Source organism: Rhodococcus sp. NPDC059968, from assembly GCF_042738615.1.
Taxonomy (GTDB): Bacteria; Actinomycetota; Actinomycetes; order Mycobacteriales; family Mycobacteriaceae; genus Rhodococcus_F.
The window spans coordinates 53,369-78,181 of the sequence record NZ_JBHWUE010000021.1 but is presented as its reverse complement, the minus strand read 5'-3'; the positions used below and the strand labels follow the sequence as shown (position 1 = coordinate 78,181).

Genomic DNA, 24,813 nt, shown 5'->3' with positions numbered 1-24,813 from the left:
TTCGCCACGTCTACAACCCGGCGGGACGCTTCTGGGGCGTTGCCCGTGGTCATCTGAGCGACCCGTCCTATTGCCGTCCGTGGGCTGCCTGTTCAATGGTGTGACCGAGTGCGAAGAGCCTGTCGAGGCGATCTGGGTGCCCGATGAGTTGCAGCCCCAGCGGCATGCCCTTGCCGTCCCGGTGACCTGGCACGGCAAGTGCAGGCAGGCCCAGGAGTTGCCACGGTCGGCTGAGGATGGGAGAGCCGGTGGCCGTCAAACCCTTCGGCGCGGCGCCTGGGCTGGCGGGGCCGAGAACAGCGTCAACGTCGGTGAGCAGTTCCAGCATCTCGGCGCGTGCCTGCTCGGCAACGGACAGCGCGCGGTGGTAGTCCCGGGCGGTGATTTTGCGGCCGTGCGTCAGGAGGTCGTTCAGCGGTGCGCTCAGTTGATCCGGCCGGTTACCTTCCGCGGCGAGCGCGCGGCAGGCTTCGTAACCCATGACTGTGGCGTGTGCTTCGACGAGCCGAGGGGTCAGTGTCGGCCAGTCGATGTCCACGAGTACCGCACCGTTCACCACGGCATCGTCGACGGTCTCCGTCAGTGCCGCCCGCATGTCACCCGAGATCTCGGCAAGTTCGGTGCCCGGCCACACAGCCAGTTTCGGCCGCTCCGGCGGTTCGAGGGGGTCCGGGAAACGGGCCGCACTGGTCAACGCCAGGTAGGCGAACCGGACATCGGCGACCGTGGGCGTGAGCAGTCCGACTGCGTCGAGGCTGTGGGACAGTCCGACGAAACCCGTTGTGTCGAGGGGCCCTCCGACGGCCGACACGAAACCCGCGACTCCGCAGTAGGCGGCGGGCCGGGTCAGTGAGCCGGCAGTCTGACTGCCGAGGGCAAGGGGGACCACGCCCGCCGCGACGGCGGCCGCGGAGCCGCTGGACGAACCGCCGGGTGTGTGCGAGAGCCCGTGCGGATTCCGGGTGGGGCCGGGAGCGAAGTACGCGAACTCGGTGGTGACCGTCTTGCCCAGGGGAATCGCGCCGAGCCGTCGGAGCCGGGTGATCAGTGGGGCGTCGGACTTGGCCACTCGCCCCTGTCGCAGTGGCGATCCACATTCGGTCGGCACGGCGTGGACGTCGATGATGTCCTTGACTCCGAACGGGATTCCGTTCAGGAGTCCACCCGAAGGTACGGCGTCGAGCTGCCGGGCAGCCTCGATCGCGCCGGTCCGGTCGATCCGTACCCACGCCCGGATGTCGGGCTCCATGCGTTCGAGGCGATCGAGCGCGCCGGCGATCACGTCACTCGGGGTCAGCTCGCCCGCGGCTATTCTCGCCACGAGGGTGGACAGCGACGTGTCGTGCTGTACTGCGGGCATCGGGTTCTCCTCGGTTCGGTGCACGGAACGTTTCCTGCGCGTGGCTGTTGCTGGGGCGATTACAGTTCCAGCACGAGGCGGCCGGTCCTCGCTCGGGACACGCAGGTGGCGATCTGGTCGCCGGCCTCCTTCTCCTTGCGGGTCAGACAGTTGTCGCGATGGTCCGGTTCACCGTCGAGGACGGTGAGCACGCAGGTCCCGCAGATGCCCTCACGGCAAGAGGTGTCGACCTCGATGCCACCGTCCGCCAGTACGTCGACGATGCTGCGTCCGGGCGGGACGCGGAACACCTCGCCGGTGTCGAGCTCCACCTCGAACTCGTCACCGGATTCTGCCGCCGGCTCCAGGGCCTGGAAGTGCTCGATGTGCACGTTGTCCTCCGGCAGCACCCGGGACGCCACGTCGACCACGCGTTGCATGAACTCCTTGGGCCCGCATGCATAGACGTGCGTTGCGGGGTCGATGTCCTCGAGTACCCGTGCCAGCACCTGACGTTGGTCGGTGCGGTCTACTCCGAAGTGGAACTCGACATCGGCGGCGAACTCCGTGCTCTCGAGCAGCGGCACGAATGCTGCCTTCTCCCGACTTGTGGCGAAGTAGTGCAGACGGAACCGGGCACCGGTGCGGCGCAGATGGTGCGCCATGCTCAGCAGCGGCGTGATTCCGATGCCTGCCGCGACCAGCACGTGCCGGTCGGCGGCATGCTCGAGGCCGAAGAGATTTCGTGGTTCGCTGATCGTGAGTTCGTCGCTCACCGCGACCTGGTCGTGCAGTGCCGCGGACCCGCCTCGGGAGCAGTCCTCCCGCTTGACCGCGATCTCATAGCTGTCGGTGCGGTGGGGTGGGCCGCACAGTGAGTACTGGCGGGTGATTCCGCCCGGGCCCGTGACGTCCACGTGGGCTCCCGCAGCGTAGGGCGCGAATGAAGCGCCGTTGCTGCGACGCAATGAAAAGCGCTTGACCGACACGGTTTCGGTCGTGATGTCGGTAACCGTCACTGTGATCATCGTCGGTCTCCTACAGCAGGAATCCGGACGCGTTCACGGCGCCCGTAGAGTTGATCAGCCGGATGATCTTCTCCTCGATGAGCGGCTCGGCCCCGTCGACGCGGATGCGGTGGGTCACGTCCGCGCCGAGAACGAAAGTCTCCTCCCTCCGGTAGCCCACCAGCACCTGTGCCGAGCTCAGCTCGACGGTCTCGTCGTCGCGGTGCTGGACCAAGAACCGGGAGAGTGTCCGCACCGTTCGCGCGGCGGCGGTCGCCGAGATCGAGTAACCGGACGTCAGCCGCTCGATCCGCATCCTCCGCATGCGGTCGTCGTCGTAGACCATGTTCAGTGCGGACGCGAAGTCCTCGGTGTCCGGATCGATGGGGATCACGTACCGGCTGCCGGGCGCCCACAACCGATCCCACTTTTGGTACTCCTTGCGGTCCAGCAGGTGCGCTTCGCGCCAGATCAGCTCGATGGCCGGAGCGATCCGGGGATCGGAGAGTTGCACGGCCTCATAGGTTTCAACGGACATCGGTCATCATCGCCTTCCACATCGTGTATGCCTCGCGCATGCCGGTCTCGTCGGTGGCGTGTGAGACGCGGCCCTTCAGTTCGTCCTGCTCCCGCCCCAGCCCGCGGTTCACCATGATCGGCAGTCCCGGTCCGGCCGCCGCGCCGCGCTGGACTCGGTCCCAGGCCTCGGAGTCGTCGGTGGTGCCGAACCCGAACGGGCCCTGGAAGTGCTCGTGGATTCGTAGCCGCTCACGGTTGACGACCTCCGGTGCACCGTCCAGGCCGAGCGCCAGGTGCCGAATCTCGGTCTCGGTCACGGAGATCGGGCGCAGCACACGGAAGAACGACATCGACATCGCCACGTTCGGGAACAGGTTCAGATTGAACCCGGCTCCGTGCATCGAGCGCACGATTCGCCGCACCTTCGCCGGTTCGAATTCCTTCGACAGTTCCTCGACGATGTGGCCGAAGCGTTCCTGCAGTTGTTCGGTGCCGTCGTCCTCGTCGAGGTCGACGTGCTCGGGCACCATGATCATGACGCTGTGTCCGTTGCCGAGCGAGTGCGTGAGCGCCTTGTCGTCGGTCATGAACGACAGCATGTCGGCGGTTTCCTCGTCCACCGAGGACATCCAGGACCGGTGCACGATCGGGAAGTGGTACCCGTCGGTGGTGTTCTCGAGCTGGATCTTCCAGTTGCCGTTGAACCGGAACTTGTGCTCGCCCTGCACCTTGATCGGAAAGCCGGCTCCCTGCTTCATGAACAGGTCGATCCAGTGTTTGGCCGGCCCGAGGAAGTCCGCCAGGGGTTCCACGTCGTGGTTGACGCTCGCGAAGATCATGCCCGCATAGCTGTCGACCTGCAGTCGGTGCAGTGGAAAGTCCTTCTTCTCCAGTACTTCTTCGTAGCCGTCCGGGTAGGGGATGCCGCGCAGCTTCCCGTCCAGTGCGTACGACCAGGCGTGGTACGGGCACGTGAATCCGTTGGCGTTGCCCCGGGGGGCTTCGCACAGGCTGGCGCCGCGGTGCCGGCAACGGTTCAGCAGGACGTTGATTCCGCCGCGGCGGTCACGTGTGACGATGACCGGCTGCCTGCCGACCGTCGCGGTCTTGAAGTCCCCGGCATTCGGGATCTCGCTCTCGTGGGCCACCCACACCCAGGTTTGGTTGAAGATGCGGTCCATCTCCAGTTCGAACAGTTCGGGGTCGGTGTAGAGGGAGATGTCCACGCGGTCGCTCTGGACGAGGCCGGCAATGTCGGTGTCCGTGAGTTCAGGTGAGGTGGGTGTGTTCATGTCGTCATTTCCTGTAAGTCGTCGGGTTCGGTGTGTTCGTCCCATGCGGCGGCGGCACTCCAGTAGTCGCTGCCGTCGGCGCGAATGCCGTGCTGCCACTCGGTGATCCGTCGCAGAGCGGGTTCCACGGCCGCGCAGGCGGCGTCCGCGCCGTCGGGACCTTCCTCGGGGGTTCCCCAATGGACCCAGTTGAGTTCTCGGCCTTCGCGGTCGTGCAGGAACAGATCCACGTGGTACCAGCCGTAATAGCGGATGTCCCGGTAGCAGGTGAGGAGCATCGTCCGGCCGTCCTGCGCGGTCATCGTGTGGTCACCTCCTGAAGGCGGGTGGCGGTTGCCGGTGCCAGGTCGGTGTCGAAGACACGTTCGGTGCGGAACCAGGAGATCCGGGCTCTTCTCCCGTCGGCCCGGAAGGTCACGTTCAGCCGAGCCACGACGAGTTCGGTTGCACCGGAGTGGAACCGGGACAGCTGCTGCATCAGCCACCTGCCGTCGACCTCGTCGCCGTCGAGGGTCGTCGTGCCGGGGTGAAGCAGGTGGACGTTGGACAGGAAGTTCCCGTGCGGGGGTAAGTGGGCCGACAGCATCGTCGCGATCGCCTCGGAGCCCGTCGTCCGTCCGAACTTTTCGGTGTAGAGCGGTCCGATGCCCTCCCACACGGCGTCCGGGGTGAACAGGTCGTCGAGCCGACCGGTCACGTCCGGTGGTCGGGGGACGTCGCAGAGTTCCAGGTAGCGGGTCAGCACTTCGTGTGCGAGGCGCTCTGGTGACCGTGAGACGGCACTGGTGATGGGCATGCGTCTTCAGCCTCCTTTCGAGGATCGGCGTACCGGTGACGGCGAGTGGGGTGAACTCCGGGGGAGAAGGGTCCGCGGGCAGATCAGCCCGTCCGGACCTCGGTCTCCGCCTCGGCATTGTCTGCAGTCTCGTGGTCGTCGATGTCTTTCGCGTTGGTCTCGGGAGCGGCCGCCACGGACATGACGGTGATGACACCCATGCCGATCAGGAACAGGGCGATCGGCCAGGATGCTCCTGTCCAGGCGAACAGGGCGGTGGCGATGATGGGGGAGAACCCGCCGGCGACAACGGACGCGAGCTCGTGTCCCAGGGCGACTCCGCTGTAACGCACGCGGCTGTCGAAGAGCTCGGTGAAGAACGCCGGTTGGGTGCCGATCATCGCCCCGTGGCAGATCACGACCGCCACGAAGACGGCCAGGAATACCAGAATCGGATTGCCCGAGTCGAACAGTGCGAAGAACGGGTAGGCCCAGGCGATCATCGCGATCGCGCCACCCAGATACACCGGACGGCGTCCGACCCGGTCGGACAGCGCTCCCCACGCAGGCATCGCGAACGATTCGATCAGCATCCCCACCACGACCGCGGCAAGGACGAGCCCGCTGTCCAGACCGATCTTGGCCGCGTAGGCAAGACTGAATGTGAGGAACACGTACATCGCGCCGTTCTCGGCAATGCGCGCACCGAAGGTGATCAGCACCGACTTGCGGTGGGTGCGGAGCACCTCGAGAATCGGCGGCCTCGCGGGCTTGGTGGCTGCAGCGTTCTGCCGGGCTACCGGTGTCTCCATCACCCGGAGCCGGATCAGCAGGCCTACGGCAGTGAGCACGATGCCGGCCAGGAAGGGGATCCGCCATCCCCACGCGAGGAAGGCTTCTGTGGTGGTCGTTGTCTGGACCAGTGCGTACACCGACGCGGAGAGCACGAACCCCAGTCCGACGCCCGTCTGGCTCCACGCGGAGTAGAAACCGCGGCGGTGGCTCGGAGCCTGTTCGCTGACGATGAGTACGCCGCCGCCCCACTCGCCGCCCACAGCGATTCCCTGCACGATGCGCAGCACTATCAGCAGTATCGCCGCCCACACTCCGATGGAATGGTAGGTCGGCAGGACGCCGATCAGGAATGTCGCCACCCCCATGATCATCAACGTGACCACCAGCATCGATTTTCGGCCGACCCGGTCGCCGAAATGACCGAAGATCACGCCACCCAACGGTCTGGCGAGAAACCCTGCCGCGTTCGTGCCGAAGGCGGCGATCGTGCCGACTAGGGGATCGAACGTGGGGAAGAACAGTGTGTTGAAGACGAGCGCAGCGGCGGTGCCGTAGAGGAAGAAGTCGTACCACTCCAATGCGCTGCCGACCAGGCTCGCGATCGCCGCCGTGCGTACTTGACGCGGCGTACGCTGCGTTCCTGTCATAGGGGTCCTCCATGGGCAGTTGTCGAGATCGGTAGCTGCGGTTCAGCTGCACGGAGTGTTCACGACGGATTCATTCGAGAGAATGCGATCGGTCCGGTGCTCGGACCGAAAAATTTGCAACTGTCAGTTGTTTACATGTTCGAAATCCCGTGTCAGAGCGGCAGCTGCCGTTGTGACGACGGGAGCGAGGCGCGAGACCTGTATGCGGTCGATCGGACCGACCACGGTCAACGTGGCCACGGCGACACCGTGCGAGAGGATCGGCGCGGCGACGGCCCCGTAGCCGACGACGAGTTCCTGCCGATCCACGGCAAAGCCTTGCCGCCGCACCTGGTCCAGCTCGGCGGTCAGCCGCGCCGGATCCGCGATGGTCCACCTTGTACGGCGTGACAGAGTCGACGCCATGACGCGCTCGCGGATCGCCGCGTCACCGAAGGCCAGCAGCGCCTTGCCGGACGCGCCGCAGTGGAACGGAACCCGGCCCTCAACCTGGGTGAAGGTGACACCGCCCCCACGCTGGCTGAAGTACTTCTCGGCAAAGAGAACCGCCTGATCCCCGGGGAAGGCGAGCACCACGGTCTCCCGGGTTGTGAGCGCCAGGTCCTCGAGGTACCGCGCCGCGATCAGCCGCAGGTCTCTGGTCCGTGGTACGCGCTGGCCGAGCTCGAAGAGCAGGGAGCCCAGCTCGTAGCGGCGGCCGTGCCGGTTCAGCAGACCGACCTCGACCATTTCCGTGGCTACCCGGTGAACCGTCGTCTTGGCGAGCTGGGTCCGCCGCGCCAGTTCCGACAGTCCGAGCACCGGCGCGCCGGTGTCGAAGGCATCCAGGATTCTCCGCACCTTCCGCAGTAAAGATTCGCCTTCCGGCTCGGGACTTCCCACAGTTACTCTTTCACTCTTCTCGCCCGGGTGTGGTACCCCAGCGGGCACGGAGTTCGGCCATGTACGCACCGAACTCTTCGACCATGGACACCCGGCCGGGATGCAGCAGCCACTGCTGTTGCAGCCCGTCCACCAGTGCGATCGTGCGGTGAGCCAGGACGGGGCCCGGGGCGTCGGCACGGACGTCGCCGCGGGCCTGGCCGACACGGACGGCGTCGGTCAGCCAGGCTTCCATGCCGAGGTAATGATCCTTGATCCAGGTGTGAGCGGGATGTCCGACCTCCACCGCCTCCGCGGACAGTCGGACGAACAGTCCGACCAACTGCGGTCGCGTCGAGTTGCGCGCAACCAACGCCTCGAGCGCATCGAACGCGTCCCAGCCCAGCGGCGCCTCCCCGTCCTCGTTGGTCAGGAACACTCCGTCCTCGGCGTCGCGCTCCTCGAGGACGGCCGAGAGCAGTGCCACCTTATTCGGAAAGTGATGTAGCAGACCGGATTGCGACAGTCCGCTCTCCGCCGCCACCTTCGCGATCGACGTGCCCTTGAAGCCCGAGGTGGCAAACAGTTCCAGGGCCGTCCGCACCGCCTTGGCTCGCGACACCTCGCCGGACAGCTCACGCTGCGATTTCGCCGGCGCTGTGTGATAACTGGGTGGGAAGGACATACACGCTCCTTATCGTTGTCCGGCTACGGGCAGGGTGACCCGGATGTCACCGAGGCCACGAGCGATCAGCACGTCGCCGGTGAGCGGCAACGGATGCCATCCTCCTCGGTGCCACCGACGCAGCACTCGCCGGTCGACGGGAACATCGACGGACGCGGTCTGTCCGGGCTCGACATCGACGCCGGCCCATCCGATGAGCCGCACGGGCTCACCTTCCGGTCGCCAGTACGCCTGGACGACTTCACGTCCGGCTCGGGAGCCGCTGTTGGTTACCTCGACCGTCACCGCGCGAATCGCGTCGTCGACGGTCAAATTCGCTTCGCCGTACGCCCATTCCGTGTAGCCCAGTCCGTGCCCGAACCAGAACAACGGCTCGGTCTGCCAGCCGCGGTACCCCACGGCGCTGCCCTCGCTGTAGTGCAGTTCGCCGTGCACGGGTACCGGCGACCAGGCAGGGCCGTCCCCGTCGCGCGCCGGGAAGGTGGTGACGAGTCGACCGGCGGGTTCCACCTCGCCGGTCAGGACCGCAGCCACCGCCGCTCCCGCCTCCTGACCGGGAAGCCCGGCCCACAGCACTGCGTCCACCCGATCCAGCCACGGCATCAGCACCGGTGTAGCCGCGTTGACCACGACAACGGTGCGTTTCGCCACCGCCGCCACTGCGGCGACCAGGGCGTCCTGCTCTCCGGGAAGGGCGAGGGTGATCTTGTCGACCTCTTCGGTCTCCTGCTCCGGGGTGAGTCCGACGACCACCACCGCGAGGTCCGCGTTGCGCGCTGCCCGCGTGGCAGCGCTGATCGCAACCGCGGGAGGTTTCGTCGCCACGCGAGCAGCGAGTCCGAGGACCGGTCTGCCTGGTGCGGCCGTCGCGACCGCGGTGATCGTCGCGCCTGGTTTCAGGTCGAGGACCACGGTGCGGTACGGCAGTCGCAGCACTTCACCCGCGTCGTCGACGCGGTCCTGGTGAATCCGTTCGAAGTGGCCCGGCGCCGTGAACGTCCAGTCACCGCGGCCACGCACACCGACTTGCATGCGTGTCGCCTGCTCCATGACGACCTCGGCGGTGAGTTCGATGGTCGCCGCCGACTCCAACCACGGGCTCTCCCGCAGGGAGACCTCACTCCAGTCGACGTATCGCGACTCGATCACCTCGCCCTGGGCGTCGCGGGTGGTGACCCGCATACCGAACTCGCCCGTCTCCGGGTCGCGCAGGGAGTGTTGGGCGGCGGCCAGCGGATCCGTGCTGATCTCGACTCCGTCGGCGACGGATACCCGATCCGCGCCGAGAGCTTCCGTGATGCCGTCCGCGATGCTGACCGCATGGGGTGGTCGTACCTGCGACGAACCGGCGCCCTGCACAACGGTTTCCGTCGCGTGCCGTCCGATGAGTGCGACGGTGCCCTCGGCCGTCAGCGGGAGGGTCGACTGTCGGTTGACGAGCACGGTCATACCGCGAGCGGCCAGGTTCCGGAGAGCCTCGCGCCGGCTTGGACTGTCGGGTGTCGGCACAGTGGACGGCCAGTCCCGCTGCGAGCCGAGCGCGCCGACCCGCCCTGCCAATCTCAGTAGCCGGCGCACGTGTTCGTCGACCGTCGTCTCGGCCACTTCGCCGGCTCTGACTGCGGCGACAAGTGCGTCGCCCCAGGGACCCGCGGGGCCCGGCATCGAGAGGTCCAGTCCGGCGTTGGCGCTCTCGGCGGTGGAGTCGGTCGCGTACCAGTCGGACATGACCAGCCCGTCGTATCCCCACTCGCCCTTCAGAACTCCCTCGATGAGTGCAGTGTTCGCGGTGGCGGGAACGCCGTTGATGTCGTTGTAGGCGGCCATGATCGCCCAGGGATTCGCGTCGGCGACCGCCATCTCGAACGGCAGGAGATATACCTCGCGCAAGGCTCGCTCGTCCACCACGGAGTTCACGGTCTTGCGGTCGGTCTCCGACTCGTTGGCGACGAAATGTTTCAGCGTCGCCCCGATGCCGTTGTCCTGCAGGCCTTTGATATATGCCGAGGCAAGCGCTCCGGTCAGTAGCGGGTCCTCGCTGAACGACTCGAACAGTCGTCCGGCCAGTGGGGTGCGATGCAGATTGACCGTCGGGCCGAGCACCACATGCACGTGCTGCGCGCCGGCCTCCTCGGCGAGCAGCGCCCCGGCGTCCTCCGCGACCGCGGTGTCCCAGTGCTGGGCAAGCAAGGTGGCGTTGGGCAGCAGGCATGCGATGCGCCCTCCCGTGAAGCGCTCGCCGCGCACGCCGGTCGGACCGTCGGAGAGTACGACCTCGGCGAGTTCTATCGCCGGGTCCGGGTGCAGGGTGAAGTTCGTTGCGCCCGTCAGCAACCGGACCTTGGACTCGAGATCCAGAGTCGCGATCGCCTTGTCGATTCGTGTCTCCAGATCTTGGCGGGGGCTTGTGGAAGCGTCTTCGGCAAGCCGATTCCGTGTGTTCGCCATTCCCTAGCGCACCTTTCTGATCGGGAGAATGAGGAGCGCACCCACCGCGCAGGCGGCGGCGGCAGTGCTCAACAACAGGTCGTAGTTGTGCCCGCCGATCCCGATCAGCAGGGCGCCGATCCCGGGAGCGAGGGTCTGGGGCAGGACGTTGGCCATGTTGAGCACGCCCAGGTTCTTCGCCGAGTCGTCGAGTCCGGGCAGGACGTCGATGACCAGCGCGAGGTCGACACCCATGTAGATGCCGAAACCGAGCCCGAGCACCACTTCGGCAACGTAGAAACCACCAGCGGTGTGAGCTTGGGTGAGCATCACCAACCCGATGCCGAAGATCAGGCACGCGGTGATGACGAATGGCTTGCGCCTGCCCACCCTGTCCGAGAGCCAGCCGGCGGCCTGCCCTGCCGCGGCGAGCGTGATGGTGTAGAGCAGCACACCGGTGGCCATCACCGCGGTCGCGCGGGCGATGGACAGCCCCAGCTCGTGCTGCATGTACAGCAGGCGGTACGTCATGAACAGGTACAACGCCATCGTGATCATGAAGCGCGACGACCAGGCGTAGGCGAAGTCAGGGTAACGGCGCGGGGAAAGCCAGAACGTTTTCAGTACCGCACGGAAGCCTTCGCTCGGTGGGCGCTCGAGGAGCGGCTTGTCGGGCAGCAGGAGGAGGAACGGCAACAGGAACACGATGCCGATCACGGCCGGTATCAAGAACATCAGCAGCATGTTCGCCACCAGGAACTGGGCCGCATAGGCGGCACCGAGCTTGCTGCTCTGCTGCATGACACCGATGAGACCGCTCACCCTGCCGCGCTGTTGCGGTGGTATCTGGTCGGCGATCGATGCCATCAGCGCGGCCTGCGCTGCGTTGGCGAACGCCTGCGCCGCGAACCAGGCAATCGCGATTCCGATGATGCTGGGCATGAGAGCAAGGATGAGCTCGCTCACGGCGAGGCCGACGATCCCTATGAGAAGCCAGGGCCGGCGGCGGCCGAACCGCCCGGTCGTCCGGTCGCTGATCCGGCCGAAGATGGGGTTCGCCAGAAATGCGGCGAGGGCGCCGATGCTGCTGACAGCACCGAACACTGCGATCACGTTGTCCGTGCCGACGAGCGATTGCACCTTGATCGTCAGGCTCGCGGTCACAGGGGTGAGTAGCGCGATGGACAGGCCGAACTGGGCCAGCGCCATGGACCCCACGAGTTTCGGTGTGGCCTTCTCGGTCGGTGGGGAGATGACGGCGGCGACGGGTACTGCTTCGCCTGTCGTGGTCATGGGTCCTCCTTCAGCACCCACGCAGCGGCGCGGGTGGAGAGATGAGTGTGACAGACCGAGTACTCGGTCTGCATGTTGGAGCGAGACTGCTGTGGCCCTTGGTGGGGGGTGTGAAGACTGTGGCGAGGGCGTGAACGGAAATCAAACGCTTTGGTCCGCTGTGCGGGCCGAATAGTGGGGCGCAAGCAATCGTTAACAGGACCGAAACCCAATGTCACGCACGGTTGCGGTGCGGCAGGGTGTTCATTGCGGACGGCGCGATCACCGTCGCGTCGCGGCGTTGCCGATTTCCCCCGACCGTATCGGCTCGTGACATTCAGGCGTGTGGTGCGGCAAAACGAGCAGCCGGCGATCTAAACGAGGTAGGGCGATGGCGGCGGCGCAAGAACGAACCTCAGGTGTCGTATTTCACCTTCGCGCTTCCCAGCCGAAGCGTGCCTGATTGGGTGCAAGAGCGCGGAGCCGATTGCCGTGACGCCTCAGATCCTTTGCGGCGCGTCGGCAGTCACCAGGTCCGCGAGGAAGGCGGCAGGGACCGGTGCCCAGTCTCTGCGCCACCGTCCGGCGACCTGGTCATCCCGCAGTGCCGCGATGAGCGAGACGACGTGTGGTCCACCATCAGGAAGGTGGCGCACCAGACCCAGCTCGGCGCACTGTGCCGCGATCGAGGTGAGCAGTTCCTTGGCTTCGTCGATGCGGCCCGACGCGAACAAGCAGGCTACGAGCAGCCGCCTGGCCTGCATCAACAGCCGGTGCGCGCCGAGGCTTCGGAGTCGGTTCACCCACTCCTGCGCCCAGGTGCAGGCGAGCTCGGCCTGGTCCGGTGAATGCTCATCGAGCAGCAGTCTGATGGCTGTTGCCTCTTCGATCTGCGCTGTCAGAGCCTCCAGGCCGTCGACCGGTCGTCGGCGAGAAGGATATTCTGCGGGAGGCGGGACCGGGATGTCGGAGTGCAATGGAAGACCCAACCTGATCCGCTCGTTCTCGACGTTGGCCCGCAACCGCGGAAGAGACAGTGTTACAGCAGTGTGCGCACCCTCATCCAGTCGCTGCGCTGCCGTTATTCGGTCACCTCGCAGGGCCTTGATACGGGCGCCGAGGACATACCGTGTGATTTTGAATTCCACGAGACCGCCCTCGCCTCCGAGTTCGTAGCCTTCGTCGAGCAACTGCTCGGCTTGGTCGATGTCGCCACGTTCGTATAACAACCCACCGAGGAGTGAATCGGCCAGGCGCGCGGCCTCCGAGTGCCTACCACCCAACTTCCTCGCCACCCGCACCCCTGCCCGGAAGCTGCTTTCTGCCGCAGCGACATCGAGTTGTTCGTAGGCGGCAAGGCCGGCGAAACAGTGCCCGTGCATCACCAGGTACGGACCGTTGGTTCGCGCATGAAATGCGGAGGCCCATTCCTGTAGTCGGCGCGCTTCGTCGAAATCGAACTGGTATATCGCGCGATAGGTTGCCATGTTCGCGGCACTCGACACAACCCACGGCCGCAACGTGTCCAGCCGCGGCAGGCATGCCCGGACCAGTTCGTCTGCGCCGTCAATTCGGTCCGCGCGGAACCGAATAACGCCCCGCATCACGGCGGCCTCGACCCGCAAGTCGGCGATCTCCTCGGTGGAGGGAACGCGATCGAGCGCTGATTCGACGAGGTCGAGTGCTCTCTGTGCAGGTTCGGCACGATGCAGCATGATATTGGCCCAGGCTACTGCGAGTTGCAACCACGGACGCGACTCCGTGAGCGCGGGAGGGAGTTTCGCAACCATCCCGAGGAGGGTCGTCGTGTTCGAATACTCGATCAGGTGCATTCCATCGCGCTCGACGAGCTCGACGGCTCGGACCTGATCACCCGCCGTGAGTGCGTGATCGACGGCCTCGCCGAGGAGTTTGTGATCGGCGAACCACGTCGATGCCGTGCGGTGAAGTTCGTCGATCCGCTCGGGCTGATCACGCTCGAGTCGTTGTCGCAGGAACTCGGCGAACACGTGGTTGTACCGGAACCACACTCCGTCCTCGTCTACCCGTCGCAGAAACAGGTCCCGCTCCTCGACTACTTCGAGTAGCGCCTGCCCGCGCGGCACGTGCGCCAGCGCGGCCGCGAGGCTGCCACTGATCCGTTCTGTGACCGACGTAGCCAGCAGAAAATCGAGGATCTCAGGTTCCAACGTGTCGAGGACGTTCTCGGCGAGGAACTCGCCGATGGCGTGATGCCGACCCGACAGGTGCCCGATCAGCTCTGCGGGATCGTCGCGTCCGCGCAGTGACAAGTACGCCAATTGCAACGCCGCCACCCACCCGTCGGTCGAGTCCCGCAGGTCCGCGACATCCTCCAGCTCCAGCTCCAGCCCGCCCAGGTCGACCAGTAAGGATCGTGCCTCCTGTTCATCGAAACGCAATGTGGTGTAGTCGAGTTCGACGAGCTCGTCGCGGACGCGCATCCTGCTCATGGGAAGGCCGGCCCGCGTGCGGCTTGCCACGATGACCTGGATGTGGTGGCAGCCGTTGTCGAGCAGGAAGCCGATGGCTGCGCGGGTCTTGGCGTCTGTGACCCGGTGCCAGTCGTCGATCACGATCGCCACCCGCTCACCGCTGGCGTGGATCTCGTTGATCAGCGAAGAAAGGACGTACTGCTCGGCCTCGTCGCCGTGCTCGTCGAGCGCCTGCACCAGGTTGCGAGCCAGGGTCGGCCGGACCCGCTGGATCGCCTCGACCAGGTGCGAGAGAAACCACACCGCGTTGTTGTCGTCGTGATCGACAGTCAGCCACGCGACCGTAACCCCCTCCTTAGTCAGCACTTCACCCCATTGGGCGGCGAGGGTGCTCTTGCCGAATCCGGCCGGCGCATGGATGACAGTCAACCGGCGCCGCTGTCCGGCGCGCAGGGTGTCGATCAGTTGTCTACGCTCGACCAGCTGCCGGGTCGGCGTGGGCGGGCGGAACCGGGTCGAGGGGGCGGGCGGCGTCCCTGTCGTCGCCGCATAGCTCCGACCTCCCGTCGTCGTCGGGCCGGACCTGCCCGACGTAGTCCTGGTCGAGGCGCCGCGGCGATGATCATCGTGTTCGGTGTCGAGGTCGGCGGGCAGGGCCATCTCGTCGACGGGCACGCCGTTGCGGAGCTCGGCTTCGCGCAATTCCTCCCCGAACTCGACCGCAGTCGACGCACGATCGTCCGGCTCCCGGGACATCGCCCTCTCGATCGCGGCACATACGTCGCGGGGGATGCCCTCCCCACGCATATCAGGCACCGGCTGGGAGGTGATCCGCAGGAATTGGGCCATCACCTGCTCGCCGCTGCGGCGCTCGAACGCGGCGTGACCGGTGATCGTACAGAACAAGGTCGCCCCGAGGCCGTACACGTCCGATGCCGGGGTGGGGGGCCGGCCCCCGAGTACCTCGGGGGCGGTGAACGCCGGTGAGCCGACCACCGTACGTGTCGAGGTCTCGAAGCCGCCCACGATGCGTGCGATGCCGAAATCGGTCAACTGCGGTTCCCCGTAGTCCGTGAGCAGGATGTTCGCGGGCTTGACGTCCCGATGCACGGTGCCGACTCGGTGCGCGGTCTCGAGCGCACCCGCGACCTTTACTCCGAGCCGAACCGCGTCCTCCCAGCCCATCGGCCCCGAGCGGTGGATCCGAGAAGCCAGCGAACCGTGCTGGTGATACTGCATCACAATGTACGGCTGCCCGCTGGGGGTGGCTCCGACCTGCAAAATGTTGGCGATGTTCGGATGTCCGGACAGCCGGCCCATAGCTCGTTGCTCACGAATGAACCGCTCGAGGTTGTCCGGATCCAAATCGGCAGTGAGGACCTTGACCGCGACGGTGCGGTCGAGGGATGGCTGTAGGCAGCGGTAGACGACACCGAAGCCACCCCGCCCGATCTCCTGGGCATCGTCGAACCCCGCCGCGGCCAACTCCGCGGCGATATCCGGGGTCAGATCACGCTGCGTCGCCAGCGGATCGTATTCGGCCACGGCCGACCTCGATCTCTTGCCTCGGTGTCCACAATCGCGGTGTCATGCAAATCACCTCTCGAGCATCAATGCGAGCATAACCCCGATACGAATCCCCGAATCGTCGGTGAGTAGTCAGTTCGAGCGGCACGCGTGGTCAGCCGAGGCCGGTGGGCCGTCAAGTCGAGATCGAGTAGCGCTCGCACTGTTCGCCCACGGGCGTAGCCGGCGAGTGCGCCGTCCGACGGACGTCGCTGTGGCACGGCAGCACGACAAGCAGCCGGTTGTACCCTTTACCCCTCGGCCGCAATTTGCCCCGCATCCGGAGTGCGGCAGGGATTCCGACCCACGGGCGACTGACCCATCGCAGTTCGTCACCGGACTACGGCAATCGGGAGGTGGTGTGCCCCAATTAACTTCGGTTGCCGGCGCTGGTGGTATCGCGGGGACCGCGCAGACTCCCTTGGCTGCTCGTGGGCGACTGTCGTATTAAGCTTGATTGCAACGCTATTCGATCTTCTTATCTGCAACGGACGCGCCGAACGGGGTATCAGATATAACTGGCAAGTACTCCGATCCCCCGGCGGGGCAATGGCGAACTTCGGCTCGGGTTTGAGGCGCGACAGAATCTGTTCGGGCGGCGACCCAGGGAACTGTGGGTCGGGCGACCCGGGTCGGGCTACCGTGCCGTCACAGGGTTCCAGAGGCTGGCTATGAGCTCGTACGAGCGCATACGTGCTGCTTGGTCGTAGGTCTCCGACATGAAGATGAGCTCGCGGGCGCCCGTCCGAGCCACGAGCGCTTCGAGTCGGGGACGGACGGTCTCAGGCGTGCCGATGTAAGACTGGCTCAGCTGCTCCGCCACAGCCGCGGCTTCGTCCCGGGTCCACAGCTGATGTATGTCGTCCACCGGTGGATCCAGCGGCTGCATCCGGCCGCGCACCGTTGCGAGGAACCGCTGTTGGACGGAGGTGAACAGCCGGGCTGCCTCTCGGTCATCCTCGGCGAGGACCGCGTTCACGGAGACCATCGCATACGGCTCGGAAAGCGCCTGCGAAGGGCGGAATGTGGAGTGGTAGAGATCCGTCGCTTCCTGCAGCCGAGTCGGGGCGAAGTGCGCGGCAAAGACGAACGGCAGCCCGAGACGCGCGGCCAAGGCCGCGCTGTAGACACCGGAACCGAGCAGGTGGATGGGTATGTTTGCGCCCTCGCCCGGGATGGCCCGCATCCGTGGTCGTGTGCCGTGGAGGTAGGAGAGGAGTTCGGCGAACTGCGCAGTGAACTCCTGATCCGCCGGTCGTCCGCGACGAATTTCGGCCGCTGTCCACGGGTCCGTTCCCGGTGCGCGTCCCAGCCCGAGATCGAAGCGGCGGGGTGCAGGGCTGTCAGCGTGCCGACCTGCTCGGCCACGACGAGCGGCGCGTAGTTGGACAGATTGAGACTGCCGGTGCCGACCCGGATGGTCCGGGTCCCGGCGGCGACGGCGCCGGCCAGGACGATGTCGGCCGAGCTCGCCATCGGCGCCATGTTGTGGTGCTCGGCAAGCAAGTAGCGGTGGAAGCCCAGGCGCTCGGCATAGGCGGCGAGTCCGACGGTGCGGTGCAATGCGTCACCGACAGTGTGGCCGTGACGGATCGGTGCGAGATCGAGAAGCGAGAGTGCCGGACGATCCGGAGGAGTGGAAAGGGTATCCATCGCATGTGCCGTTTCTTATCTATGAATGGGTAGTGAGTGCGCCAGGGGTGCAGGCGAACCCGGGGTGCCTGGGATTGGGAGAGGCGCCCGGGAGGCGGTACGGCGGCCGCAACCCCGGCGGGGCGGTCTACCGCTCCGTCGCGGTGATCCAGCCGGGTATGTATTCGAAACGCGAGATCTTCCAGGTGTCGGCTTCGCGGCGTAGATCCAACCGATAGTGGGCTCCGTAGAGGTCCTGCCCACTCGGTGTAGCCGGCCGCTGCGGGATGATCCGGCCGACGACAAGGTGAGCGGTATTGCGAGCTTCGTCGACCGTGATCTCCAGCGGACGGCCGAAATGTTGCATCCACGGCCACAGACGACGGAAGGACTTCATCTGTCCGATGACTTCATGGCGTCCCTGGAGGTCACCCATCGGGGGGAACGCCCCGAAGACATCCTCGGTGAAGCAGCCACGCAGGAGCGTGATGTCGCCTTGGTCAATGGCCCACGAATAGCGCGAGTAGAAGTCGGCGACCTGCCGCACGGCATGGTCGGGGTCGAGATCGGGGATGCCGCGGGCCCAGGGCGAGTCCAATTCGCTCACGATGCTGGGCGTCGCGTCGCCGATCTTCCATCCTTCGGGGGACGGGATGCTCCATTTCGCGAACCGAGTCTCGTCCCCGTCGATCCATGGGATGGACAGTCGCAGGACCTCGAATTGCCAACCGGACTCGGTCCGGACGAGGTCGGCCACGAGTGTCGCGCCGAACGTCGAAGGCGCCGGTTCCGATTGCGGCGTGAAACCGTACAGGTAGGAGGTAAGTACTGTCCGCTCGTCGTCACCGCCGACGAAGTGGTTAGTGGTGACTATGTCTGGGGGCATGACGAGATCGAAATCGGCGCTGAACAGAGCCGTGATGTCCGTGGCTCCGCGGGCCTCGCCATGCGCACTGGAGTGCAGGACGCTCGTTTCAGCGAAGACGGTAGTCAGGGCGCGCTGGTCGCTGTCGGCCCAACCTGCCACGAAGATGTCCAACGCCGCGAGTGCCTCCTCGGCCGTCGGGGTCATCGGCCTTCGTCCGGATGCTGGGTCGAGGCGGCCTCGCTCCGATTTGATCAATCCATTGTTGTTGCGGGTCATGTCTCGACGCTAATCAATGACACCGATGTCAAGGTCAAGCGAATGCGGAGTGAAGCACGTCACTGTCTGCGCGCGGCGTACGCGCGGAACGGAATACGACCGAACTCGGAACCTTGAAACCCAGGCCCGGTCGGCAGGCCGTCCATCCTCTCGACACTCAGGCGGCCGGGCTGGCGACCGCCAGGTAGGCGCGGATAGCGTCCCGATTGCGCGTCAGAGTGTCGATGCGCCGCTCGATCTCGCCGAGCTCGCGGGCGAGATTGGCGGCCAACTCCGCGTCGACCATCGGGCGCAAGGCGGCGCCGGCGCCGAGGAAGCAGGGCACGATCTCGCGAATGACCCCGGTGCTCAGCCCCGCCTGGAGCAGATCGCGAATCTGTTGGACGCGCTGCACTGCGCTCTCGGGGTAATCCCGGTAGCCGTTGGCGAGGCGGTCGGGGTGCAGCAAGTCCTGCTGTTCGTAGTAGCGCAGGAGTCGAGTGGCGACTCCGGTGCGCTGGGAAAGTTCACCGATCTTCATGGTGATGTGCTTCACTCCGTTTCGGCTTGACCTTGACATCAATGTGCAAGTTTAGCGTCAGTGGCGTGACCGACGTAATGAACGACTCCTCCAGATCGAAACCGGGCGGCCTCGGCGTCCTGTTCGTGGCCGCCTTCATGACCATCACCACCGAGACCCTGCCCATGGGTCTGCTGCCGCAGATGGGCCAAGGCCTGGGGGCATCAGAGTCGCGGGTCGGACTGTTGGTCGCGATCTACGCCCTCGTGGTCATGCTCGTGACCTTGCCCGTCACCGCATGGACCGCGAACTGGCCACGGCGTCGACTCTTTCTAGTGATCATGGCGGCCTTCGCCGTGAGCAACCTGTTGATGGCCCTCGCCCCCACCTTTCCCGTGGCCATTATCGGCCGGCTCATCGCGGCGCTGGTGCACGGTGTGCTCTGGTCGATGATGGCTGCTTACGCCACCCAGATGGTCGCTCCCGGCCGAGCCGGCCGCGCCGTCGCCACGGTCTACGCCGGCAACAGCGCAGCCCTGTCCCTGGGCGTCCCCCTTGGTACGGCGCTGGGCAACGCCCTGAATTGGCGAGCGGCCTTCGTCGTCCTGGCCGGGGTGGCGGTCCTCGTGATGGCCGCGGCTCCCGCCCTGTTGCCTCAGGTTCCCGGCACGCGCTCCGCCGACTCGTCGGCCGCCAGGGCATTCAGGATCCCCGGAGTACTGGCCATCGCCGTCACGACCACCGTGGTCATGCTGGGTAACTTCACGCTCTACACCTACGTCGCTCCCTACCTGCAGGACACCGGCATCTCCGAGGGAGCGGTCAGCCCCGTGCTCTTCGCCTTCGGTGTCGCGGGCATCGCCGGGGTGTGGTGCGCCGGAATGCTGGTGGACCGGCGCCCGCGGGGCGCCGTGCTGAGCGCCGTGGGCATCATGGTTCTGGCCCTGGCCGGATTGGGGGCAGTCGGCTGGTTCACTCCTGCGACGATCGCACTGATTGTGCTGTGGGGACTGGCCTACGCGGCACTGCCGACATTCCTGCAGTCCGCCGCACTCAAAGCCGCGCCAGCCGCGCAGTCCGCCGCCTCCGCGCTGTTCATTATCGGATTCAACCTCGGCATCGGCGGCGGTTCGCTGGTCGGGGGCCTGGTCCTCGATCACGTCGGCGTAGCCGCCTTGCCCGCTGTGGCAGCCGCACTCGCCGCGGTCGCCTTGCTCATCGTTCTCTTCGCGCGCACGTTCGCCTTCCCCCGGCGCCCGACGTCGGCCGTCATCGCCCGGCCCGGCAACGAGGACGAGGCCGGCCCCACTCACAAACTCGCCGGGCTCGGTCAGCACCACTGACCTACCCCACCCTCACCCGTACATATCCAGGCCTGATCACGCATCCGCGCAGATCAATCCATCCCACATCCCCCGCAGCAAGCGAAAGGCAATCTCGCACACTCATGAACCATCTCCGCGATATCCCGCTCTCCCTTCTCAACCTCGCCCCCATCCGGCGCGGCGGCACAGCCACTGAAGCGCTGCACGAGACCATCGAACTTGCCCGCAAGGCAGCGGAGTTCGGCTACCACCGCTACTGGATCGCCGAGCACCACAACATGGCCGCCGTGGCCTCCGCGGCGACCTCCGTCCTGATCGGACAGGTGGCCGCTGCCACCGAGCGGATCAAGGTCGGCTCCGGCGGCATCATGCTTCCCAACCACGCCCCGTACGTGGTCGCCGAGCAGTTCGGCACCCTCGCCTCTCTCTATCCAGGACGCATCGACCTCGGTTTGGGTCGCGCACCGGGCACCGACCGGTGGACCGCCCAGGCATTGCGCCGCGGTGAAGCCACCGCCGAGGACTTTCCGGCCCAGGTGGCCGAGGTTCGCCGCTACCTCGCGCCGGGCGGACCCACCCGCCGGGTCCGCGCCATCCCCGGCGAGGGCACCAACGTCCCGCTGTACATCCTCGGTTCTTCCACCTTCGGCGCGGCCCTGGCCGCGAAGGAAGGCCTGCCCTTCGTCTTCGCCTCGCACTTCGCTCCCAACCAGCTGTCCGCTGCCCTGGACATTTACCGTGCGAACTTCCGCCCCTCCGAGAACCTGGATAAGCCGCATGCCGTCGTCGGCGTGAACGTCATCGCCGCAGACACCGACCGAAGCGCCCAGCACATCTTCACGACCCTCCAGCGCAAGTTCCTCACCCTGATCCGCGGCGAACTGCAGAACCTGCCACCCGTCGACGACATCGACCAGCTGTGGTCCCCGCAAGAAGCCTCGGCCGTCGGGGCCATGCTCCGCGCGTCCTGCGTCGGCGCGCCTGACACGGTCCGCGACGGCCTCAACGATGTGGTCAAGCACACGCAGGCCGACGAACTCATCGTTCTCACCGAGACCTGGGAGTTCAAGGACCGCATCCGCAGCTACGAACTCCTCGCCGACCTGAAGACCGCATGACACCCGACTCTCTCACCGTTCCTCCCGCCTCCATGTCAAGAAGGGACAGGACACCGTGAACTCCCCGTTGTTCGTTAGCGCAACAGTCATGGACGGGTCGCGATGACGAGCGACGCCATCGCCCTCAGTCCTTCGTGGGTGGGGTGCAGGGGCATCGTGAACGATTGGGGGACGAGGCCTTCGAACCACCGTTGGCCGGATCCGGCGCACGCGTCGTGCCCTACCGCGGCCGCGGCCACGTCGACGAAGTAGGCGCCGTTCGTGCGTGCCGCGTCGGCGAGAACGTTGTTCATTCTCACGAAGAACTGCACGACGAAGGCGGCGTCGGCGTCGCTCGTGGGGACGTAGGGCCAGCAACCGCGGTCGCCGAAGATGCCTCCGTGCCCCACCATGAGCACTGTTGCAGCGGGGGCCTTCCCGGCGATCGCAGCGAGGGTGGCGGACACCTTAGGGCCGAGCACGGTGAGAGCGTCGTTCATGCGCCGGGCCGTGGTGGCGTCGGAGCGACAGTTCGCGTCGAGCCCCGGGGCGAGTGTGTAGCAGGGCTCCACCAATGACGACCACGCGATGTCGTTTCCTCCGATGCTGACGGTGACGAGCGTCGTGTCCGGCCGGAGTGCGCCGATCTGCGGTTGCTGTGGCCCGGTGACGGTGAATTGTGGTTTTTCCGTGATGTTTTCGGTCTTCGCCCCCGCGCACGCCCGGCTGACGTAGGACGCCGCGCGCAGGGTGTCGGCGACGATCTGCGGGTACGCGTCGGATGTGCGGAAACACCCGTCTCGAATCGACAGCGGATCGTGAAGCGATCCGGTGGCCCGCGAATCACCCAATGCGACGTACCGGATGGCGGAGTCCGGCGCGGCGTCGGCCACGGGGAGATGCGCCCACGGGAGCGCGAGCGCCACCACGCACCCGGCGAGGATCGACGACAGAGTCGACTTCATGGGAGGGCTTCGAGGACGACCGGGTGGTGGGGGGCCGGCGTGTTTTTCGTCATCACTCATCATATTTCCCTGCACCGGATATCGCCCTGACTTCCACGGACTCCGGCTTCTACGCGTCCGCGGACGTCGTGGACTTCACGTCACGCTGAGTCCAATTGGTGACATCCACCGCCGTGTTGTCGAAGGCTGAACCAAGGACTTCTGACCGATCAAGGACGCACACCATGTCTCGTGAACTTCACCTCGCCGGCTTTCTCATCGCCTCGCACGTCACCCATTCCCACGCCGCGTGGCGGCACCCGGCGTCGGAGACCGACTACCTCGGACCGGACTATTACCGGCGCGTGGCGCAGACACTCGAACGCGGAAAGTTCGACTTCCTGTTCTTCGCCGATCTCCTGGCCACACCTGTTCGGTACGGCAACGACATCCGGGTCCCGCTGAGCAGCGGAACGCAGGCGTCGGCGACCATCGACCCCTCGCTGGTGGCGGCGGGCCTGGCCAACGTGACCGAGAAGATCGGTCTGGCGATCACCAAGTCCACCACCTACTTCCACCCGTACGAGGTGGCGCGGATCTTCGCCACCCTCGACCACCTGTCGCGGGGCCGGGCGGGCTGGAACGTCGTCACCTCGCTCAATCAGGCCGAGGCCCAGAACTTCGGCATCGAGAATCACCTCGGTCACGACGAGCGGTACGACCGCGCCCAGGAATTCCTCGAGGTCGCGTTCAAGCTCTGGGGGAGCTGGGACCGCGACGCCCTGGTGCAGGACAAGGCGTCTGGCGTGTTCGCCGATCCCGACAAGGTGCGCACCGTCGACCACGAGGGCGAGTGGTTCAAGACGCGCGGACCGTTGACGGTGCCGCACTCACCGCAGAGCCGTCCCGTGATCATCCAGGCCGGGTCCTCCTCGGTCGGTGAGGACTTCGCCGCCCGCTGGGCTGAGGCGATCTTCGAGATCGACCCGACGAGTGAGGGCCGCAAGGCCTACTACGCGGACGTGAAGTCGCGTGCATCAAACTTCGGGCGCAACCCGGACGACATCAAGATCTTCCCGTCCTTCGTGCCGTTCGTCGGGGAGACCGAGTCGATCGCGCGGGAGAAGCAGGCGTTCCACAACGAACTCGCCGACCCCATCTCCGGCCTGATCACGCTGTCGGTGCACACCGATCACGACTTCTCGCGGTACGACCTCGACGCCCCGATCGAGGATGTCGTCGTGCCGGGCACGCAGGGGCTGTTCGACGTCGCGCGCCGGCTCAGCGTCAAGGACAACCTCACGTTGCGCGACATCGGCAAGCTCTACGCCCAGGGTGTGCTGCTGCCGCAGTTCGTCGGGACGGCGTCGCAGATCGCCGATCAGATCGAGGAAGGATTCCTCGGCGGGGAGGCGGACGGGTACATCCTGTCCGCGGCACAGGCGCCGGGAACGTTCGACGACTTCGTCGTCCCCGAGCTGCAGCGGCGTGGACTCTTCCGCACCGACTACACCGGTAGCACCCTGCGCGACCACCTCGGTCTGGGCGGCGCCAGTCTCACTCCCTCACCGCGCGGAGTGGCCGTCGGCGCCTGACGTCGGCAGTTCGAGCGATACCTCCAGGAGGGAATTCGGGCTACCGACGTAATTCAGATACTGCTAGTCTCCGAAGTATGAGCATCTTCAGCGGCCGGAACTATCCCGTGATCGACCTGGACGGCGCTGTCGTCGTCGTGACAGGGGGAGGCCGGGGTATCGGTCGCGCCACTGCCGAACTGTTCGCGGCCAGAGGTGCGACCGTCTGCATCGGTGACCTCGATCGCGTGGTCGCCGACGAGGCCGCGGCCGAGATCGGCGCCCGCGCGCACACCGTGGATGTCGCCTCCGCGGAGTCGTGGCGGCGGTTCGTCGATGCGGTGCTGGCGGACTGCGACCGCATCGACGTGCTGGTCAACAACGCCGGCGTCATGCCGCTCGGCGGCTTCCTCGAGGAATCCGACGCGACCAGCCGGATGACCATGAACGTCAACGTGTGGGGTCCGCTGCACGGGATGCGAATGGTGTTGCCCGGCATGGTCGAGCGCGGGCGTGGCCACATCGTCAACGTCGCATCCATGGCAGGCAAGCTGCCGGTGCCCGGGATGGCCGTCTACAACGCCAGCAAGTTCGGGGCGGTGGGGCTCTCGGCCGCCGTCCGGGCGGAGTTCGCTCCCGCCGGAGTCAGTGTGAGCACCATTCTTCCCAGCGCGGTGCGCACCGGACTGTCGGCGGGTGTGCCGCTGGACGGCGGGATGCCGACCGTCGACCCCGAGGACGTCGCGGACGCCATCGTCCGGACGCTCGACCATCGTCGCGCCGAAACCGCGGTGCCCCGCTACCTCGCCGGGTGGGATCTGATCGACGCCGTGGTCCCGGAGCGTCTCCTCGACTTCGGCCGCCGTCTGATCGACGACCGGCGGGCGCTCACTGCCGTCGACCCCGTCGGGCGGGCCGACTACGACCGCCGGCTCGCCCGTCAGTCTCGGACGCCGTAGC

At 66.3% G+C, this 24,813-nt stretch carries 20 protein-coding genes and 1 pseudogene; 4 read left to right on the top strand and 17 right to left on the bottom strand.

Features of this window, described 5'->3' with window-relative positions:
- Positions 1-67: 67 nt before the first annotated feature.
- The 16 genes and pseudogenes from ACFWAY_RS19045 to ACFWAY_RS18970 form a co-directional block, all read right to left on the bottom strand.
- A complete protein-coding gene (locus tag ACFWAY_RS19045) occupies positions 68-1,360 on the bottom strand; it encodes an amidase (RefSeq protein ID WP_378511673.1) in 1,293 nt (430 codons plus the stop codon).
- A gap of 59 nt (positions 1,361-1,419) precedes the next feature.
- Positions 1,420-2,367 carry a PDR/VanB family oxidoreductase gene (locus ACFWAY_RS19040; protein WP_378511672.1) on the bottom strand — a complete coding sequence of 316 codons (948 nt, stop codon included), beginning with the start codon at positions 2,365-2,367 and terminating at the stop codon, positions 1,420-1,422.
- 10 nt (positions 2,368-2,377) lie between these two features.
- Positions 2,378-2,884: an aromatic-ring-hydroxylating dioxygenase subunit beta gene (locus tag ACFWAY_RS19035; RefSeq protein ID WP_378511671.1), complete on the bottom strand. Its 507-nt coding sequence runs from the start codon at positions 2,882-2,884 to the stop codon at positions 2,378-2,380.
- Entirely contained in the window at positions 2,874-4,157 is a 1,284-nt protein-coding gene (locus ACFWAY_RS19030) for a Rieske 2Fe-2S domain-containing protein (RefSeq protein WP_378511670.1), read from the bottom strand. The genes ACFWAY_RS19035 and ACFWAY_RS19030 overlap by 11 nt, the downstream gene beginning before the upstream one ends.
- Complete coding sequence (locus ACFWAY_RS19025) at positions 4,154-4,459, bottom strand: hypothetical protein (RefSeq protein WP_378511669.1); 306 nt, start codon at positions 4,457-4,459, stop codon at positions 4,154-4,156. The genes ACFWAY_RS19030 and ACFWAY_RS19025 overlap by 4 nt, the downstream gene beginning before the upstream one ends.
- Positions 4,456-4,953: a nuclear transport factor 2 family protein gene (locus tag ACFWAY_RS19020; protein WP_378511668.1), complete on the bottom strand. Its 498-nt coding sequence runs from the start codon at positions 4,951-4,953 to the stop codon at positions 4,456-4,458. The genes ACFWAY_RS19025 and ACFWAY_RS19020 overlap by 4 nt, the downstream gene beginning before the upstream one ends.
- A gap of 83 nt (positions 4,954-5,036) precedes the next feature.
- Positions 5,037-6,374, bottom strand: a complete 1,338-nt coding sequence (locus tag ACFWAY_RS19015) for an MFS transporter (protein ID WP_378511667.1) — start codon at positions 6,372-6,374, stop codon at positions 5,037-5,039.
- Between the two features lie 123 nt (positions 6,375-6,497).
- On the bottom strand, positions 6,498-7,256 hold the full coding sequence (locus ACFWAY_RS19010) for an IclR family transcriptional regulator (protein ID WP_378511666.1): 759 nt from the start codon (positions 7,254-7,256) through the stop codon (positions 6,498-6,500).
- 10 nt (positions 7,257-7,266) lie between these two features.
- On the bottom strand, positions 7,267-7,920 hold the full coding sequence (locus ACFWAY_RS19005; protein ID WP_378511665.1) for a TetR/AcrR family transcriptional regulator: 654 nt from the start codon (positions 7,918-7,920) through the stop codon (positions 7,267-7,269).
- 9 nt (positions 7,921-7,929) lie between these two features.
- On the bottom strand, positions 7,930-10,368 hold the full coding sequence (locus ACFWAY_RS19000; RefSeq protein ID WP_378511664.1) for a glycoside hydrolase family 3 C-terminal domain-containing protein: 2,439 nt from the start codon (positions 10,366-10,368) through the stop codon (positions 7,930-7,932).
- 3 nt (positions 10,369-10,371) lie between these two features.
- Positions 10,372-11,640: an MFS transporter gene (locus ACFWAY_RS18995; RefSeq protein ID WP_378511663.1), complete on the bottom strand. Its 1,269-nt coding sequence runs from the start codon at positions 11,638-11,640 to the stop codon at positions 10,372-10,374.
- A gap of 479 nt (positions 11,641-12,119) precedes the next feature.
- Positions 12,120-15,617: a protein kinase gene (locus tag ACFWAY_RS18990; protein ID WP_378511662.1), complete on the bottom strand. Its 3,498-nt coding sequence runs from the start codon at positions 15,615-15,617 to the stop codon at positions 12,120-12,122.
- Positions 15,618-16,275: 658 nt separating this feature from the next.
- On the bottom strand, positions 16,276-16,950 hold the full coding sequence (locus ACFWAY_RS18985; RefSeq protein WP_378511698.1) for an MsnO8 family LLM class oxidoreductase: 675 nt from the start codon (positions 16,948-16,950) through the stop codon (positions 16,276-16,278).
- A gap of 83 nt (positions 16,951-17,033) precedes the next feature.
- A pseudogene (locus tag ACFWAY_RS18980) lies at positions 17,034-17,291 on the bottom strand (LLM class flavin-dependent oxidoreductase); the annotation flags it as partial.
- Between the two features lie 127 nt (positions 17,292-17,418).
- Positions 17,419-18,414, bottom strand: a complete 996-nt coding sequence (locus ACFWAY_RS18975; RefSeq protein ID WP_378511661.1) for a nuclear transport factor 2 family protein — start codon at positions 18,412-18,414, stop codon at positions 17,419-17,421.
- A 157-nt stretch (positions 18,415-18,571) separates the two neighbouring features.
- Complete coding sequence (locus ACFWAY_RS18970) at positions 18,572-18,934, bottom strand: MerR family transcriptional regulator (protein WP_378456442.1); 363 nt, start codon at positions 18,932-18,934, stop codon at positions 18,572-18,574.
- A gap of 65 nt (positions 18,935-18,999) precedes the next feature.
- Here ACFWAY_RS18970 and ACFWAY_RS18965 point away from each other — a divergent pair, with 65 nt between their 5' ends.
- The gene (locus tag ACFWAY_RS18965; RefSeq protein ID WP_378511660.1) at positions 19,000-20,256 is read left to right on the top strand and encodes an MFS transporter; all 1,257 of its coding nucleotides are present in this window, start codon (positions 19,000-19,002) and stop codon (positions 20,254-20,256) included.
- A 104-nt stretch (positions 20,257-20,360) separates the two neighbouring features.
- Positions 20,361-21,356, top strand: coding sequence for an LLM class flavin-dependent oxidoreductase (locus ACFWAY_RS18960; protein WP_378511659.1), 996 nt, complete (start codon positions 20,361-20,363; stop codon positions 21,354-21,356).
- A gap of 86 nt (positions 21,357-21,442) precedes the next feature.
- On the opposite strand, the gene ACFWAY_RS18955 is transcribed toward ACFWAY_RS18960, so the two are convergent.
- On the bottom strand, positions 21,443-22,300 hold the full coding sequence (locus ACFWAY_RS18955) for an SGNH/GDSL hydrolase family protein (protein ID WP_378511658.1): 858 nt from the start codon (positions 22,298-22,300) through the stop codon (positions 21,443-21,445).
- A 224-nt stretch (positions 22,301-22,524) separates the two neighbouring features.
- On the opposite strand from ACFWAY_RS18955, the gene ACFWAY_RS18950 reads away from it, so the two are divergent.
- Both ACFWAY_RS18950 and ACFWAY_RS18945 read left to right on the top strand, forming a co-directional pair.
- Entirely contained in the window at positions 22,525-23,874 is a 1,350-nt protein-coding gene (locus ACFWAY_RS18950; RefSeq protein WP_378511657.1) for an LLM class flavin-dependent oxidoreductase, read from the top strand.
- A gap of 77 nt (positions 23,875-23,951) precedes the next feature.
- The gene (locus ACFWAY_RS18945; protein ID WP_378511656.1) at positions 23,952-24,812 is read left to right on the top strand and encodes an SDR family oxidoreductase; all 861 of its coding nucleotides are present in this window, start codon (positions 23,952-23,954) and stop codon (positions 24,810-24,812) included.
- Position 24,813: the final 1 nt, after the last annotated feature.